The organism is Lysobacter korlensis, assembly GCF_042434515.1.
On the sequence record NZ_JBHLTG010000001.1, the window covers coordinates 1,455,379 to 1,470,538 of the forward strand.

Consider the following 15,160-nt stretch of genomic DNA (forward strand, 5'->3'; position numbering starts at 1 on the left):
CATCGACTGTGCTTATCGAGCGGCCCGCTATCCTGTCGACCCGTCCGGTCCAGTGAGGCTCCGATGTCCGACACCGTCTTCCACAAGATCATCCGCCGCGAGATACCGGCCGACATCGTGTTCGAGGACGAACACCTGATCGCGTTCCGCGACATCTCGCCGCAGGCGCCGGTGCATGTGCTGTTCGTGCCCAAGCAAACGGTTGCGACGCTCAACGACCTCGAGCCTTCGCAGGCCGAGACCGTCGGCCGGCTCGTGACCGCCGCGGCCGCGTACGCGAAGCGCGAAGGTTTTGCCGATGACGGCTACCGAGTGGTGATGAACTGCAACGGGAACGGCGGGCAGACCGTGTTCCAGATCCACCTGCATTTGCTGGCCGGTGCGCCGCTGGGTGGCTTCGGCACCGGTCGTTGATCGACGGGCGGGCGGGAGCTCGCCTCGGGGTGGCCGGATGCTCTCGATCGCATCCATGATCCCGGCCCGCAGACGAGGTGCCGGGAGTTTCTCGATCCCGCCGACGGCCACTGCGTCGGCGGACCCGGAATCATCCGGTGGGTCGTGTCAGCTGCTTACCACCAGCCCCACCACGGCCACGGCGCCGGGCGGGTCACGACATCGACACGCTCACGGACCGGCCACAGGTACACGGTCTCGGCCTCGACCCGCGGAAAGCGATAGTCGTACTGACCGATCCGGCGGTTCTCGTAGCCGTCGATGCGGCCGGTAAACGTCACCTCGCGGTTCTTCTCGAACAGCGCCGGGTCGTAGAACCCGGTACGGCAGGCGATGAAGCGGCCTCCGGTGTCGTCGGTCGCCCAGTACGGCCTGGCGTAGTGGTCCAGGCGGGTCGAGATCATCTCGAAGCAGGTGCGGTTCGACTGGGGCTCGACCTGCACGATGCGTCCGCCCCAGCGCACCACGGCGCCGGTGCTGTCGGTGGCCGCGGCTTCGCGCGGTGTGATCTGGGCGAACTCGCCCTGTAGGGGGCGGGGTTGGGACGCGCACGCGGCCAGCAGGGCGCTGGCCAGTGCGAGCGTGGCGATACGGATCTTCATGGGTGCTCTCCTCATGATGCGCGGCAGCAGGTCGCATCCCTTGCGAAGGCTCCGCGCGTCATGCGCGGTTATCGATTCCGGCGTGGCGGCCGATGGGCACGCAGGTCGCGGACGAGTGCTTGCCTGTCACCGCGGTCGGATCCACCGGGAGCGTAACGCCAGTCAGTGAAACGGCGGGTGAGTGCGAGCAGCGGCGCGGCGAGGTCGGGTCGCGCCTTTGCGACGCGAGCCGCCCAGTCCTGCGCGGGTTCGTGCGGCTCCCGTGCCAGGCCAAGGGCCTCGTAGCGCGCGCAGAGCCGATGCCAGGCGCGAAGGACCGGGTCGACTTCGCGCGGGCCGCGTGCGCTGAACCAGAGCATGACCAGCAGCGCCAGCGCGCAGGCGGCCGCGAACATCAGGCCCAGCCTCGCAGCGCCGAGCTGTTCGATGCCGACGGACCGCAGCATTCGGTCCTGCCGCTGCGCGTTGAAGCCGAGCACGAAGTCATTCCAGCCGCGCCGCATCCAGTCGCCGACGTCGTAGAGAGGCGCCGATGCACCGAACCCCTCGAGCAGGCCACCGCCGCCCGATGGACGATCGGCGAGGGTGTCGTAGATGCGCTCGGGCGCGACGGCGGCGGTGGGGTCGACGCGCGCCCAGCCTTGCGCCGGCAGCCAGACTTCGGCCCAGGCATGCGCGTCTGACCGACGCACCAGCCAGTAATCGCCGATCTGATTGCGATAGCCGCCCGCATAGCCCGTGACAACGCGCGCCGGGATGCCGGCGGCACGCATCAGCACTACGAATGCCGAGCTGAAGTGTTCGCAATAGCCGGCCTGATAGCCGAACAGGAACGCGTCAATCGATTCGCGCCCGCTGGGCGGCGGATTGAGCGTGTAGGCGAAATCGGTGCGGATCCACGTCAGTGCGCGCTGCACGATGGCAGCGTCGTCAAGCCCCGATTCGCGCCGCCATTGGCGGCCCAGCGCCACGGTGCGCGGATTGAAACCGGCCGGCAGCTGCAATGCCAGTTGCCTGAGTTCGGCCGGTAGCTGCGGCTGGAAGCGCTCCGGCGGCGCCGACCGGAAGCGCCAGCGGGTGAGCGAACTCAACGGCCGTGCGGCGTAGACGACCCGGTCGACTGACATCGACGTGCCCGGCGGCAGTTCCAGCGGCAGGTCGAGCGCCACCAGCTGGCGCCGGTCGGTGGGCTCGATTTCGATTTCGTAATCCCAGCGCGGCGCACGCACGGGGTCGACCGGCGCGGGCTCGGTCCTGCGCAGCCACCACGGCGAGCGCCAGGTAATGCCGTCGAAGTGCCACAGCACCGGCCCGCGCCAGTACATTTCGGTGGTCGGCGGCGCCGGACCCGAGAACTGGACGCGCAGCGCCGCGCGCTCGTCAGTCAGCAGGTCCAGCCAATCGCCGGGGCGCATCTCGTCCGACAGACCCGGCCGCGCGAGTGCCCGGTCGGGCACGCCCCACAACGGGGAGCCGAGACGCGGAAACAGCCAGAACACCGCCAGTGCCAGCGGCAACCCGAGCGCGACGAGGCGGCCGGTCCCGCGGGCGTGTTGCCATGGCGACGCGCGGCGCGGGACGTCGCCGGACTCCACTTCGGCCAACCGCTGCAGGACCGCGAGCGCGAGCAGCGCGGCGACCAGCCCGAGCGCCAGCGTCAGCGGTCCCTGGTCGAGCAGGAACGTGGCGAACGGTGCGAACAGCGCGAACCCGACGAGGCTGCGTGCATCGCGCAGCGCGAACGTCTCCGCCGGTTTGATCGCGATCATCGCCGCGAGCAGTGCCGAGCCCGTATCGCGTCCGAGCCGGAAGCCCGACAGGCCCAGCACCGCGGCGATCGCCGCAATCGCCAGCATGATGCGCGCCCATTGCGGCAGCGGTCGTCGCCACGACAGGGATGCCGTCGCCACTGCGGTCAGTGCGAGCAGCACTGCGATCGGGAGCGGCAACTGCAGCAGCAGCGGCAACAGGCACGCCCCGCCGGTCAGCACGGCCGCATGGCGGCTGGCCGGGTCGAGCTCGACCATGGGGGGCGCCTCAGCCACCGGGCATCAGCGCGAGCGCGCGCAGGCAGGCATGGCGATGCGCCGCGCCCTGGTCGGGGCCGAGCGACGTGTGGCCGGGCAGCACGAGCCGGTAGCGGCGGCCGTCACGTTCGGCTTCGTCCACCCAGCGCGCGAGCCGGGAAATCCGGGCCTCGGTCGACAATGGGCCGGCCTGCCGCCAGTCGAGCACGATGTCGGTGCCGAGCGCCTGCTCGTACTCGCGAACCAGCAGGGAGTCGCGGCGGGCGGAGTGCTTCCACGCGATCGCCCGCGTCGCGTCGCCGACGCGATACGGACGCAGATGATGCAGCTCGTCGCCGCTTGGGTGCAGGCGCGCCTGGGCGAGTTCGCCGGCCCCTTCGGGAAGCGGAGGGCCGTTCGGCTCCGGGGTCGGATAGACCAGCAGCGGTGTCTCGGTCCACACGTATGCCCAGGCTCGCGCAAGGCCGAGCGGGTGCGTCGTGGAAATCCGGATGCGGGGCAGGTCGAACCAGCCGCGATGGGATGTGGCGAGTGCGAGCTGGGCCTGGCCGCTGCCGTCGGCCAGGCTGAGCACGGCGTGGTCGGGCGAGGATTCGTCATCGACGCGCAGACCGCGCCTGACCCGGGAATCGGCCGCCTGCGCATGGACGCGGACCATCAGCGGCGAACCGGCCGGCACCGGTTGCGCGTCGATCGCCGTGATCTTCAGTCCGGCCAGCTGCAGCTGCGCCGCGATCAGGCTCGCGAGCCCCGCGCCCGCCAGCAGCAGCCCGAGCAGCAGTGCCGGGTTGTTGTTGTAGTTCAGTGCGCCGGCCAGCATCGTGAGCAGGAGCGCCGCGTAGAACAGACCGAACCGCGTCGGCAGCACGTAGATGCGGCGGCGATCGAACTCCACCGGCAGGGTTTCCGGCGCGCGCGGTCGTGCGAGCGCCCGCATGTGCTCCCGCCACGGCCGGCCAGCCAGCGCCACCATCGTTCAGTCCACCGGCACCGCGTGCAGGACCGACTTCGCGAGCACGTCGCCGCCGCCGGCCTGCGCCTCCGGCACGAGGCGATGCGCCGCAACGACGCTAAACAGCGCCTGCACATCCTCGGGCACGACGTGCGCGCGACCCAGCAGCAGCGCGTACGCGCGTGCTGCGCGCAGCAGGGCAAGCCCTGCGCGCGGCGACAGGCCGACCCGGACCCCGGGATGGCGGCGACTGCGCGCGAGCAATGCCTGCACGTAGCCGATCAACACATCGCTGGCGTGGACCGCGTCCACCGCCTGGCGCAGCGCCACGACGTCGGCACTGCCGAGCGCCGGCTCGACCTGCGAGATCATCGCGCGGCGGTCCGTGCCCGCCAGCAGGTCGCGCTCGGCCGCCTCGTTCGGATAACCCAGCGCAAGGCGCAGCAGGAAGCGATCGAGTTGCGAATCGGGTAGCGGGTAGGTGCCTGAGAGGTCCACCGGGTTCTGCGTGGCGATCACGAAGAACGGGTCCGGCAGCGCATGCGTGCGCCCGTCGACCGTGACCTGGTGTTCGGCCATCGCCTCGAGCAGCGCGCTTTGCGTACGTGGCGGGGCGCGGTTGATCTCGTCGGCGAGCAGCACCTGCGTGAACACCGGGCCGGGGTGGAACTCGAAGCGGCGCGCCTGCGCATCGAACACCGACACGCCGACCACATCGGCCGGCAGCAGGTCCGAGGTGAACTGCACGCGTTGGAATTCGAGGCCCAGGCTGGCGGCCAGCGCGTGTGCCAGCGTGGTCTTGCCGAGGCCGGGCAGGTCCTCGATCAGCAGGTGTCCGTTCGACAGCAGCGCGACGAACGCCAACCGCACCTCGTGTGCCTTACCGAGTACCAGCGAATTGACCTGCGTCTGGGCACGGTCAAGGGCGGCCCGCAGGCCATCAGTTAGCATTGCCGCCGCCGAGGAGGGTGCCGCCATCGAGTGTCTCCTGATCGTCATCCGAGTTTACGAGGTCACGGACACATATGCGGGACGCAATGGAAGCGGGCGCTGACGACGCCCGATCGGCTCAGCTGGCGTTCTGGGTACTCTGGGCGGGCGTGTTCGTCATCAAGCTCGGCATCGCCGCGATGCTGCCGCTGTTCGTCGATGAGGCGTTCTACTGGCAGGAAGGCCAGCACCTCGCAGCGGCGTATTCCGACCTGCCCGGACTGACCGCATGGTTGGCTCGGCTCGGGGTCGAGGTGGGCGGCAATCACCCCCTCGCGTTACGGATGCCATTCCTGCTGCTGGCTGCGCTCGTGCCGCTGCTCGTTGTGCGCATCACGGCCCGCGAATACGGGCGCCGCAACGGCTGGTATGCGGGCAGCTTCACGCTATTGCTGCCACTGGCCGGCTCGCTTGGCCTGCTTGCGTTGCCGGACGCGCCGATGGCGCTTGCTACGTTGATGTGCGTCGACGCAGGGGTCCGGCTGTTGCGGCGCGTCGATGCGAGTTCGGCGCTCGAACTTGCATTGGGCCTCGCGGTCGGCGCGCTGAGCCACTACCGATTCATCGCGGTGATCGCGGTCGGCTTCCTGGCGCTGGCGCTGCTGCCAGACGGGCGCCGGGTGCTCAAGGACGTGCGCACCTGGACCGCGATCGCATTCGGCGCGTCGGCCTGGGCCCCGTTGATCGCCTGGAACTTCGACAACGCCGATGCCGGGCTGCGGTTCCAGCTGGTCGATCGCCATCCGTGGGCGTTCCACGGCGACGGCATCCTGTTCGTCGCGATCCAGGCGCTGATGGTTACGCCGCTGTTGTTCGCCGCGTTGCTGCACGCGGGATGGCGCGCTCGGCTTGGTGCGTTGCCTTCGACCCGCTACTTTGCGCTGCTCGGACTGCTGATCGTCGCCGGGTTCTTCCTGCTCGGCTTTTTCGCCGACACCGAGCGCGTGAGTTTCCATTGGCCGCTGCCGGGTTATCTCGCGCTGCTGCCGCTGCTGCCTGCGGCGCTGGCAACGTGGCCGCGGTGGCTGCGCATCGCAACTGCCGCGCTGGCGGCGCTCGGACTGGTGGCTTCGCTGGGCTATTACGCCGCTGCCTCCACCCCGGCGCTTCGCGCACGTGCCGCATCAAACAAGTGGTATCCGTCGAACTTCGCCGGCTGGGAGACCCTTAGCGAGGCAGTGCGCGGAGAGCTGGCCCGGATGCCGCCTGGCACCCGCGTCATTGGCGACAGCTTCAAGGTGGGCGCGGAACTGGGCTTTGCGCTCGGCAACCCCGACATCGGGGTGCTCGACCACCCACTCAACCGCAGCCACGGCCGCGCGCCGCAGTTGCGCCTTTGGGGGCTGGAAGTCGAGGGCCGCGAGCCCGGTCCGGCGCTGCTCGTCGTTGCCGCGTCAGAGGTCAAGCTCAAGGACCTGCTCGCGCACTACCAGCGCCTATGCAGTCAGTTCGGCGGTCTGCCGCCGCCGCGTGTCGTCGATATCGACCATGGCCACCAGCGCTTCCTGCTGTTCCGCCTGCCGGCGCAAGCCACGCCAACGGCCACGTGCGTAACGCCGGTGCTGGCGTATATCGACCAGCCGGTGAAGGGCGCGCGCGTTCCACCGCGCTTCACGGTGAAGGGTTGGGCGATCAAGGACGGGGTCGGGATCGAGCGCGTGCAGGTACTGCTCGACGGCAACCCGGTTGCGGACGCGGCATACGGCCGCCCCAACCCGGGCGTGCAGTCGACCTGGGCCAGCTCCACCGACCCGAACCACCCGAACGTCGGCTTCGAAGCGGTGGTGGATGCAAGCGGCGTGGCGCCTGGTACCCACTGGCTCGGGCTGCGGCTGCACGGAGCGGACGGCAGCGTCGAGGACTGGCAGCAGCAGCCGGTCGAGATCGCAGGGCCACGATAAACTCTCGCGCCTTTCAGCCCGACCGGGACCGCCGTGAGCGCAGCACCCCCACCCGCCCCGCGAGCACCGGACGCGCCGCGTATCGCCGTGCTCGTGCCGTGCCATAACGAGGCCGCGACGATCCGGGGCGTGGTCGTGGACTTCCTTCGCAGCCTGCCCGGTGCGGCGATCCATGTGTTCGACAACAATTCGCGGGACGGCACCGCCGCCATCGCGCGGGAAGCCGGCGCGCTCGTCCACCCGGTGGCGCTGCAGGGCAAGGGGAACGTCGCGCGGCGAATGTTCGCGGACGTAGATGCGGACGTGTACGTGATGGTGGATGGCGACGGTACGTACGATGCGTCCGCCGCGCCGCGCCTCGTGGCGAAACTGGTCGACGAGCACCTCGACATGGTGGTTGGCGCACGCAGTAGCAGCGAGCGCTCCGCGTATCGCGCCGGCCACCGCTTCGGCAATGTGCTGCTCACCCGTTGCGCCGGCGTGCTGTTCGGGCGCAGCTTCGACGACATGCTGTCGGGTTACCGCGCGTTTTCGCGGCGCTATGCCAAATCCTTCCCGGCTCACTCGGCGGGGTTCGACATCGAAACCGAACTGGCGGTGCATGCACTGCAACTGCGCATGCCGGTCGCGGAAATCCCGACCGACTACGGCGCCAGGCCCGAGGGTTCAAGCAGCAAGCTCAACACCTGGCGGGACGGCGCACGGATTCTCCTGCGCATCCTGCGCCTGTGGAAGAGTGAGCGCCCGCTGCTGTTCTTCTCGCTCGGCGCGCTGGTCTGCGCGACGGCTTCAATCGTGCTCGCACTGCCGTTGATCGATACCTATCTGGAAACCGGGCTCGTACCGCGCTTCCCGACCGCGGTGCTGTGCGTGGGCCTGATGGTGCTGGCAGGCCTGTCCGCCGCGTCGGGTCTGATCCTCGACGCGATCACACGCGGCCGCACCGAACTCAAACACATGGCTTACCTGGCCACGCCGCCTTACGGCACCTGGGGCGCCCATGCCCGTTCCGCGTCAACCGAGTGAGCCGGTGAACACTGGCGACGCGAGCGCATTTCAGCGCCCGACACGCACGCTTTGGTGGTCGGGCGCGGCATTCGCGTTGCTCTCCGGTCTGGTTTCGCTTGCCCTGGGGCAGGACCGCAACTGGGATCTGCGCAACTACCACCTCTACAACGCCTATGCGTGGTTGGGCGAGCGCTGGCATGTGGATCTGGCGCCCGCGCAGTTGCAGAGCTATTTCACGCCGTTGCTTGATCTGCCGTACTTCTGGCTGCTGCGACACGGGTCTGCCGAACTCGCCGGTTTCGCGCTCGGCGCTTGGCATGGACTGGGATTCGCACTGGCGGCCGCGGTGGCGTGGCGTCTGCTTGACGCGGAGCCCCGCCGCATGCGCACGGCGTTGCTGCTCGCACTGGCGGGATGTACCGGGGCCGCGTTCCTGTCCGAGCTCGGCAACACCATGGGCGACAACACCACGGCCCCGTTCGTGCTCGGCGCGCTGCTGGTGCTGTTGCCGCGTGACACGCCGATCGGGCGGGGCCAGCTCATCGGCGCGGGGGCGCTGCTGGGCCTGGCTGTCGCACTCAAGCTGACCAACGCAATCTACGCGGTCGGGCTGGCAGCGGCCGTGCTCGTGCAGCCCACCGGGCAGCCGCGCTGGGGTCAGCTCACAACGCTCACGGTGGCCGCGCTGGTCGTCTTCGCGCTGGTGGCCGGCCCGTGGCACTGGACGCTCTGGACCACGTTCGGAAACCCGCTCTTTCCGCAGTTCAATGCCTTGTTTCAGGCTCCTCTCGCGCAACCGATCGGCGTGGCCGACCACCAGTGGGGGCCGAAGGGGCTGGCTGAATGGCTGGTGTGGCCGTTGGTGTTTACGTTTGATCCCATGCGTGTCGGGACCAGCCCATTGCCGCAGGTGATCTGGGCCGTGCTGTTCGCGTTCGCGGCTGGACTGGCACTGCGCCGCTTGGTGCGCCAGCCTCTGCCACGACAGCCGCTTGCGGCGGATCTGCGCTTCGTCGCTGTGTTCTTGGGCGCAAGCTTCCTTGCGTGGATGGCGGTGTTCAACATCTACCGCTACCTCGTTGTGCTGGAACTTCTTGCGCCGCTGCTGTTGTGGCTGATGCTCAGGCCGCATTGGCCACGCGCAACGCCCTGGCTGGTGGCGGGCTGTGCGTTGGTCTCGTTGCTCGGCTGGAATACCTGGGGCCACGCCGGCTGGAGCGAACGCGACTTCGCCGTTGACCGTCCGGCGGCTGCGCGCGACAAAGCCGCGACGGTTGTCTTCGTGGGCGGCGAGCCCGTCGCCTGGACAGTTCCATTCCTGCCTGCGGACTGGGCATTCGTTTCGGTCGCGACGAACTTCCCGGAATCCGATGCCTATCGCACACGTGCGGCCGACATCGTGCGCTCGCGCGGCCAGCCGGCATTCGCGGTCGTGCCTGCACACGTCGACCGCAGTGCCGAGCGGATCGCCCGTGTTGACGCGCAGGCGAGGCGGCTGGGCCTGGACGGTTGCGGAGCGCTTGGACGGCTTGCCAAGCACGTGCGTGGCAATGCAGCCGTGGTGCCAGTGGGCGGAGGTAGGTGCCGGCTGCACGCCCCGGCCGACGCAGGACTAACTGCGGCGGAGAACAAGGCAGCCGCCGAGCGGGCGCAGGAGCTGCTGCGCGGCTACGGTCTGTCGATGCTCGCCGCCGACTGCCGCGTCCATGACGCACGCATCGGCGCCGATGCACACCCGCTGCTCTGGTGCCCGATCGCGTTGCGCTGAGGATCAGGGCAGGGCGAACCCGGCCGCGCGCAGCAGCCGCGCAGTCGCGATCAGCGGCAGGCCGATCAGTGCGGTCGGGTCGACAGTCTCGATCGCATCGAACAGCGTGATGCCCAACCCCTCGGATTTGAAGCTGCCGGCGCAGTCGAACGGCTGCTCGGCATCGACGTAGCGCGCGATCTCGTCCACTTCGAGCGCACGGAACCGCACCACGGTGCGATCGCATTCGACATGTTCCCGGTCGCCTGCGCGAACCACGCACAGCCCGGTATGGAACACGACGTCCCGCGACGCCATCGAAGCGAGCTGGGCGCGCGCCGCAACGGCATTGCCGGGCTTTCCGAGCGGGCGGCCATCGAGTTCGGCGACCTGGTCCGAGCCGATCACCCAGGCGTCCGGATGTCGGGCTGCGACCGCCGCGGCCTTGGCGCGCGCAAGGCGGATAGCAAGGTCACGAGGCGCCTCGCCGGGGAGGGGGGATTCGTCGACTTCCGGCCGCTCGACGTCGAATGGCAGCCGCAGCCGCGTCAGCAGTTCGCGCCGATAGAGGGATGTCGAGCCGAGGATCAGGCGCATCGGTCAAGTGATCGGCGTGCGTGCGCGTTCGATTCGCGACAGTTGCTGTTCGATGCGCCGCCGCGCCACGTCGATCGACTCGCGTACCTCGGCCAGCTGCTCGAGACTGGCCGAGCGGCCGTGGTCCCGTAGCCAGAGCCGCTGTCGAAGCATCTCGCGCATGGCCTCGCCGACCGGGTCCGCGCCGTCCTCGCCGGCTACGGCTGCGATCTCCGCTCTGGCCACGCGCAGGCGCGATTCGAGCGCGTCCGCCGCGTCGAGCAACTCGCTGAGCATCCTCTGGCGCGGCGTCGGGCCGCGCTTGCGCCGCAGCATCAACCACAGGCCAAGGGCGGCGACCGCGACGGCAATGAGGATCATGGGAGCTGGGCTTGCGGTCACGGCACGACAACGGGGTGCGGCAGTGCAGTCTGCCGCGGCGTGGCGACAGTCGCAAACCGCGCGGGCTAGCCGCCCGTTAACGGGCGTTCGGGTTTGACAGGGACGGGGGCGGTCACTACCATTCCGCGGCTTATGTCAGCGAACCTGCCCGAGGTGTTCGACGCGTGGCGCATGGTCGCGGCGCGGCGAGGTGTCGAAGGGCGTCTGCCGCTGTCCGCGCTGACGCGCTTGCGTGGCAGCCTGCTCGACGGCGATGGTGAAGTGACATTCTCCATCGAGTTCGGTCAGGACGCGCTCAAGGTGCCGTACGCCGAGCTCAGGATCGATGCCGAGTTGCCGCTGGAATGCCAGCGCAGCCTGGAGCGTTTCGCGCTGCCGGTGCACATCGAGCAGCGGCTCGGGCTGATCCGCAGTGAATCGGAAGAAGCGGCGTTGCCGCCGGGGTACGAGCCACTGCTGATGCCGGAAGACGGCATGCTGCGGCCCGCCGAGCTGGTCGAGGACGAATTGATCCTCGCCGTACCGGTGGTGCCGATCATGCCGGGTAGCGACGTGGTGGAGCGGGAGTGGCCGGTCGAAGAGGGCGGCAGTGCCGAACCCGAACGTCCGAACCCGTTCGCGGCGCTCGCGGCGCTGAAGAAAGATCCGAAGAAGTAAGTCACCTACAGTTTCTCCTGGAGTAACACCATGGCTGTCCAGAAGTCCCGCGTCTCCCCGTCCAAGCGCGGCATGCGCCGTTCGCACGATTCGCTGTGCCCCAAGCAGCTGGCGACCGACCCGACCACGGGCGAGACCCACCTGCGCCACCACGTGACCGCTGATGGTTACTACCGTGGCAAGAAGGTCATCAACACCACGACCAAGGTTGTCGACGAAGAGTAAGTCTTCGTTCCGGCGCCTGACCGGTGCTGGAGTCGAGTCCCTGGATGCGGGCGGCGAGCTGCCGCAGTGTGTAATGGGGAGGCCGGCGCTGGCCGGTAGATCGGACGGAATGCGACCCTCGCGGTCGCATCCGTTTTTCGGGGCGCCGCGTGTTGGCATGGCAGGCGCCCACTGACGCGACGGGGGGCCGTGCGCGTCGTTCGACCGGGGGTGGGCGAATGACCCAGCAACTGTTCTCGCGCATTGCCGGCACCGGCAGCTACCTGCCTGAAAAGGTGCTGACCAATGCCGACCTCGCACAGTTCGTCGATACAAGTGACGAGTGGATCGCGGCACGTACCGGCATCCGGCAGCGTCACGTCGCGGCCGAGGGTGAAACCACCTGCGACCTCGCTTACCACGCGGCGATGCGTGCACTCGAGGCGGCCGGCGTGGCGCCGTCCGAACTCGACCTCATCGTGCTCGGCACGACGACACCCGACATCATTTTCCCGTCCACTGCCTGCCTCGTGCAGCACCGGCTGGGCGCGATCGGCTGCCCGGCATTCGACGTCAATGCCGCGTGCTCGGGCTTCATCTACGCACTGACGATCGCGGACAAGTTCATCCGCTCGGGTGCGGCGAAGACCGCGCTCGTGATCGGTGCCGAGACACTGACGCGCATGCTCGACTGGAATGACCGCTCGACCTGTGTGGTGTTCGGCGATGGTGCGGGCGCCGTCGTGCTGAAGGCCGACAGCGAGACCGGCATTCTCAGTACCCACCTGCATGCCGACGGCGGAAAGAAGGAACTGCTGTACAACCCGGTTGGTGTGTCGGTCGGCTTCAAGCCCGAAGAGCACAACGCCGGTGTGAAGGTGCTGATGACCGGCAACGAAGTCTTCAAGTACGCGGTGAAGGCCCTCGATTCCGTGGTCGAGGAGACGCTCGAGGCGAACGGTCTCGACCGCCATGAGATCGACTGGCTGATCCCGCACCAGGCAAACCTGCGCATCATCGAGGCGACCGCGAAGCGGCTGGAGATGCCGATGGATCGGGTCGTCGTGACCGTCGACAAGCACGGCAATACGTCCTCGGGCTCGGTGCCGCTCGCGCTCGACGAGGCCGTGCGCTCCGGGCGCGTGCAGCGGGGTCAGCTGCTGTTGCTCGAGGCATTCGGCGGCGGTTTTACCTGGGGTTCGGCGCTCGTGCGCTACTGAGCCCGACCGCCGGAAGCTCGAACGCCCCCGCATGGGGGCGTTGTCATTTGGGGACTGTACGCATCAGTACAGACGCTGCCCGATGTTCGCCCGTATGATGCCGCGTCCTTCACATCGGGTATCCGCGTGACTGCACCTGTCGTCACTGATCCGCAACTGGCTTTCGTGTTCCCGGGCCAGGGATCGCAATCGCTTGGCATGCTCGCCGAACTTGCAGCCGAGCATCCTGTGATCAGCGAGTCGTTCGCCGAGGCCAGCGAAGGTGCGGGCGCGGACCTTTGGGCATTGAGCCAGCAGGGGCCCGAAGAGCAGCTCAACCGTACCGAGTTCACGCAGCCGGCGCTGCTTGCGGCGGGCGTCGCTGTGTGGCGCCTGTGGTGCAGCCGAGCGAGCGTCCAGCCGTCCGTGCTGGCCGGCCACAGCCTCGGCGAGTACAGCGCGCTGGTCGCGGCCGGCGCACTGCCGCTGGTCGATGCGGCGCGACTGGTACGCCTCCGTGGCCAGCTGATGCAGGATGCGGCGCCGGCAGGCAGCGGCGCGATGGCAGCCGTGATCGGTGCCGAAGACGCGCTCGTACAGGAGGTCTGCGAAGCGGTGTCCGGCGACAGTGTCGTCGTGCCTGCGAACTACAACTCGCCCGGTCAGATTGTCATCGGCGGTCACGCCGACGCGGTCGACAAGGCACTTGCGCAGCTCGCTGAGCGCGGCGTTCGCAAGGCCGTCAGGCTCGCGGTCAGCGTGCCCTCGCACACGCCGTTAATGCGCGAGGCCGCAAACCGGCTCGCCGAAGCAATGTCGGCGCTGGACTGGCGAGCGCCCGCGCTGCCGGTCGTGCAGAACGTCGACGCCGAAGTCCACGAAGGCATCGAGTCGATCCGCGATGCGCTGGTGCGGCAGCTGTACCTGCCTGTCCGGTGGACCGGCTGCGTGCAGGCGCTCACGGCGCGCAACGTTGTTCGGATCGCGGAGTGCGGTCCCGGAAAGGTACTTGCGGGGCTTGTGAAGCGGATCGACAAATCGATCGATGCCCGCGCACTCGGCACGCTCGCCGAGTTCGAAGCCGCGCAGTCGGGGTGGGCGCCGCGCTGAGGGCGGGTCTGCGTTGACCAGTCATTGCAAGCAGCAGTGCGTTTCGCACTGCTGCCTCTAGAAGGAAGTTGCCATGGAAAAGACACTGCACGGTGAAATCGCACTCGTGACCGGCGCCAGTCGCGGCATTGGCGCGGCGATCGCCGATGAGCTCGCATCACAGGGCGCCACCGTCATCGGCACGGCGACCAGCGAGAACGGTGCCGCCGCGATCGGTGAGCGGCTGGCTGCTCAGGGCGGGCACGGCCGCGTACTCGATGTCGCGAACGCGCAGTCGATCGATGCGTTGATCGAGTCGATCAGCAAGGAGTTCGGCTCGATCTCGGTCCTCGTCAACAACGCCGGCATCACGCGCGACAACCTGCTGATGCGCATGAAGGACGAGGACTGGCAGGCGATCATCGATACCAACCTCACCAGCGTCTTCCGCACGAGCAAGGCGGTGATGCGTTCGATGATGAAGGCGCGCAAGGGCCGCATCATCAACATCGCATCGGTGATCGGCGTGACGGGTAACGCAGGGCAGGCGAACTACGCCGCCGCAAAGGCCGGCATCATCGCCTTCAGCAAGTCGCTGGCAAAGGAGATCGGCTCGCGCGGCGTGACCGTGAACGTCGTCGCGCCGGGCTTCATCGATACCGACATGACGCGCTCACTGCCCGAGGACGCGAAGAACGCGATGCTCGGCCAGATCGCACTGGGCCGCTTCGGCGAACCCGCCGACATCGCCCGCGCGGTGGCGTTCCTCGCGGGGCCGTCCGCGACGTACATCACCGGCGAGACGCTGCACGTCAACGGCGGCATGTACATGCCGTAACAGAAATTCGGCGCCTATGCTCGAGCCACGATGCCGTGGGCGCCGGTAGGCGGGTGTTCTTGCGAACGCCCGTGTTCCATTAGACTATTCCGTCGAACATTCCCGTCCGGGAGGAGAGAACATCCATGAGCAGCATCGAAGAACGCGTCAAGAAGATCGTGGTCGAACAGCTTGGCGTCAAGGAAGAGGACGTCACCAACAACGCTTCGTTCGTCGATGATCTCGGCGCCGATTCGCTCGATACCGTCGAACTGGTGATGGCGCTCGAGGAAGAGTTCGAGTGCGAGATCCCGGACGAGGAAGCCGAGAAGATCACCTCGGTGCAGCAGGCGATCGATTACGTGAAGGCGCACGTCAAGTCGTAATCCGCGTCGCCTTCGAGCGCAACAGCGCTTGTGCGCTTGAAGTTCAGACCGGGGCCGCTATGCGGCCCCGCGTCGTTGCGAGCCCACCGCGATCGGCCGTGCTGCGCACTGCGCTACGCATAGGCGGCCCGCGCTGAAAGCCCGATGTAT

At 68.3% G+C, this 15,160-nt stretch carries 16 protein-coding genes; 10 read left to right on the forward strand and 6 right to left on the reverse strand.

Translation table 11 applies throughout. From position 1 onward, the window contains the following. Positions 1 to 63 precede the first annotated feature (63 nt). Entirely contained in the window at positions 64 to 414 is a 351-nt protein-coding gene (locus tag ACFFGH_RS06835; protein ID WP_386666221.1) for a histidine triad nucleotide-binding protein, read from the forward strand. Positions 415 to 569: 155 nt separating this feature from the next. On the opposite strand, the gene ACFFGH_RS06840 is transcribed toward ACFFGH_RS06835, so the two are convergent. The 4 genes from ACFFGH_RS06840 to ACFFGH_RS06855 form a co-directional block, all read right to left on the reverse strand. Beyond that, complete coding sequence (locus ACFFGH_RS06840; protein ID WP_386666224.1) at positions 570 to 1,055, reverse strand: Slp family lipoprotein; 486 nt, start codon at positions 1,053 to 1,055, stop codon at positions 570 to 572. Positions 1,056 to 1,123: 68 nt separating this feature from the next. Beyond that, positions 1,124 to 3,082, reverse strand: a complete 1,959-nt coding sequence (locus tag ACFFGH_RS06845; RefSeq protein ID WP_386666226.1) for a transglutaminase TgpA family protein — start codon at positions 3,080 to 3,082, stop codon at positions 1,124 to 1,126. Between the two features lie 10 nt (positions 3,083 to 3,092). Next, positions 3,093 to 4,055, reverse strand: a complete 963-nt coding sequence (locus ACFFGH_RS06850) for a DUF58 domain-containing protein (protein WP_386666229.1) — start codon at positions 4,053 to 4,055, stop codon at positions 3,093 to 3,095. A 3-nt stretch (positions 4,056 to 4,058) separates the two neighbouring features. Beyond that, positions 4,059 to 5,012 (reverse strand): AAA family ATPase, encoded by a 954-nt coding sequence (locus ACFFGH_RS06855; RefSeq protein ID WP_386666231.1) that lies wholly within the window; start codon positions 5,010 to 5,012, stop codon positions 4,059 to 4,061. 59 nt (positions 5,013 to 5,071) lie between these two features. Here ACFFGH_RS06855 and ACFFGH_RS06860 point away from each other — a divergent pair, with 59 nt between their 5' ends. The 3 genes from ACFFGH_RS06860 to ACFFGH_RS06870 are packed head-to-tail and all read left to right on the forward strand — an operon-like array spanning position 5,072 to position 9,701. Beyond that, entirely contained in the window at positions 5,072 to 6,925 is a 1,854-nt protein-coding gene (locus ACFFGH_RS06860; protein WP_386666234.1) for an ArnT family glycosyltransferase, read from the forward strand. 33 nt (positions 6,926 to 6,958) lie between these two features. Continuing rightward, positions 6,959 to 7,951, forward strand: coding sequence for a glycosyltransferase (locus tag ACFFGH_RS06865; RefSeq protein WP_386666236.1), 993 nt, complete (start codon positions 6,959 to 6,961; stop codon positions 7,949 to 7,951). Between the two features lie 4 nt (positions 7,952 to 7,955). Then, entirely contained in the window at positions 7,956 to 9,701 is a 1,746-nt protein-coding gene (locus ACFFGH_RS06870; protein WP_386666239.1) for a hypothetical protein, read from the forward strand. Positions 9,702 to 9,704: 3 nt separating this feature from the next. Here ACFFGH_RS06870 and ACFFGH_RS06875 read toward each other — a convergent pair whose 3' ends face one another. After that, the gene (locus tag ACFFGH_RS06875) at positions 9,705 to 10,277 is read right to left on the reverse strand and encodes a Maf family protein (RefSeq protein ID WP_386666242.1); all 573 of its coding nucleotides are present in this window, start codon (positions 10,275 to 10,277) and stop codon (positions 9,705 to 9,707) included. Between the two features lie 3 nt (positions 10,278 to 10,280). Beyond that, positions 10,281 to 10,637, reverse strand: a complete 357-nt coding sequence (locus ACFFGH_RS06880) for a hypothetical protein (protein WP_386666244.1) — start codon at positions 10,635 to 10,637, stop codon at positions 10,281 to 10,283. A 153-nt stretch (positions 10,638 to 10,790) separates the two neighbouring features. Between ACFFGH_RS06880 and ACFFGH_RS06885 the strand changes: the two genes are divergently transcribed. The 6 genes from ACFFGH_RS06885 (at position 10,791) to acpP (ending at position 15,010) form a co-directional block, all read left to right on the forward strand. After that, positions 10,791 to 11,315: a YceD family protein gene (locus tag ACFFGH_RS06885; protein WP_386666246.1), complete on the forward strand. Its 525-nt coding sequence runs from the start codon at positions 10,791 to 10,793 to the stop codon at positions 11,313 to 11,315. A gap of 30 nt (positions 11,316 to 11,345) precedes the next feature. Then, positions 11,346 to 11,540: a 50S ribosomal protein L32 gene (rpmF, locus tag ACFFGH_RS06890; protein WP_386666248.1), complete on the forward strand. Its 195-nt coding sequence runs from the start codon at positions 11,346 to 11,348 to the stop codon at positions 11,538 to 11,540. Between the two features lie 218 nt (positions 11,541 to 11,758). Next, entirely contained in the window at positions 11,759 to 12,739 is a 981-nt protein-coding gene (locus tag ACFFGH_RS06895; RefSeq protein WP_386666251.1) for a beta-ketoacyl-ACP synthase III, read from the forward strand. A 126-nt stretch (positions 12,740 to 12,865) separates the two neighbouring features. After that, complete coding sequence (gene fabD / locus ACFFGH_RS06900) at positions 12,866 to 13,828, forward strand: ACP S-malonyltransferase (protein WP_386666253.1); 963 nt, start codon at positions 12,866 to 12,868, stop codon at positions 13,826 to 13,828. Positions 13,829 to 13,901: 73 nt separating this feature from the next. Next, a complete protein-coding gene (gene fabG, locus ACFFGH_RS06905) occupies positions 13,902 to 14,645 on the forward strand; it encodes a 3-oxoacyl-ACP reductase FabG (RefSeq protein WP_386666257.1) in 744 nt (247 codons plus the stop codon). A gap of 125 nt (positions 14,646 to 14,770) precedes the next feature. Next, complete coding sequence (gene acpP, locus ACFFGH_RS06910) at positions 14,771 to 15,010, forward strand: acyl carrier protein (RefSeq protein WP_189452523.1); 240 nt, start codon at positions 14,771 to 14,773, stop codon at positions 15,008 to 15,010. Positions 15,011 to 15,160: the final 150 nt, after the last annotated feature.

Excerpts from the sequence above, each read along its gene's own strand:
- ACFFGH_RS06835 (WP_386666221.1), top strand. The coding sequence starts at position 64 with ATGTCCGACACCGTCTTCCACAAGATCATCCGCCGCGAGATACCGGCC.
- ACFFGH_RS06840 (WP_386666224.1), bottom strand. The coding sequence starts at position 1,055 with ATGAAGATCCGTATCGCCACGCTCGCACTGGCCAGCGCCCTGCTGGCC.
- ACFFGH_RS06845 (WP_386666226.1), bottom strand. The coding sequence starts at position 3,082 with ATGGTCGAGCTCGACCCGGCCAGCCGCCATGCGGCCGTGCTGACCGGC.
- ACFFGH_RS06850 (WP_386666229.1), bottom strand. The coding sequence starts at position 4,055 with ATGGTGGCGCTGGCTGGCCGGCCGTGGCGGGAGCACATGCGGGCGCTC.
- ACFFGH_RS06855 (WP_386666231.1), bottom strand. The coding sequence starts at position 5,012 with ATGGCGGCACCCTCCTCGGCGGCGGCAATGCTAACTGATGGCCTGCGG.
- ACFFGH_RS06860 (WP_386666234.1), top strand. The coding sequence starts at position 5,072 with ATGGAAGCGGGCGCTGACGACGCCCGATCGGCTCAGCTGGCGTTCTGG.
- ACFFGH_RS06875 (WP_386666242.1), bottom strand. The coding sequence starts at position 10,277 with ATGCGCCTGATCCTCGGCTCGACATCCCTCTATCGGCGCGAACTGCTG.
- ACFFGH_RS06880 (WP_386666244.1), bottom strand. The coding sequence starts at position 10,637 with ATGATCCTCATTGCCGTCGCGGTCGCCGCCCTTGGCCTGTGGTTGATG.
- ACFFGH_RS06885 (WP_386666246.1), top strand. The coding sequence starts at position 10,791 with ATGTCAGCGAACCTGCCCGAGGTGTTCGACGCGTGGCGCATGGTCGCG.
- rpmF (WP_386666248.1), top strand. The coding sequence starts at position 11,346 with ATGGCTGTCCAGAAGTCCCGCGTCTCCCCGTCCAAGCGCGGCATGCGC.
- ACFFGH_RS06895 (WP_386666251.1), top strand. The coding sequence starts at position 11,759 with ATGACCCAGCAACTGTTCTCGCGCATTGCCGGCACCGGCAGCTACCTG.
- fabG (WP_386666257.1), top strand. The coding sequence starts at position 13,902 with ATGGAAAAGACACTGCACGGTGAAATCGCACTCGTGACCGGCGCCAGT.
- acpP (WP_189452523.1), top strand. The coding sequence starts at position 14,771 with ATGAGCAGCATCGAAGAACGCGTCAAGAAGATCGTGGTCGAACAGCTT.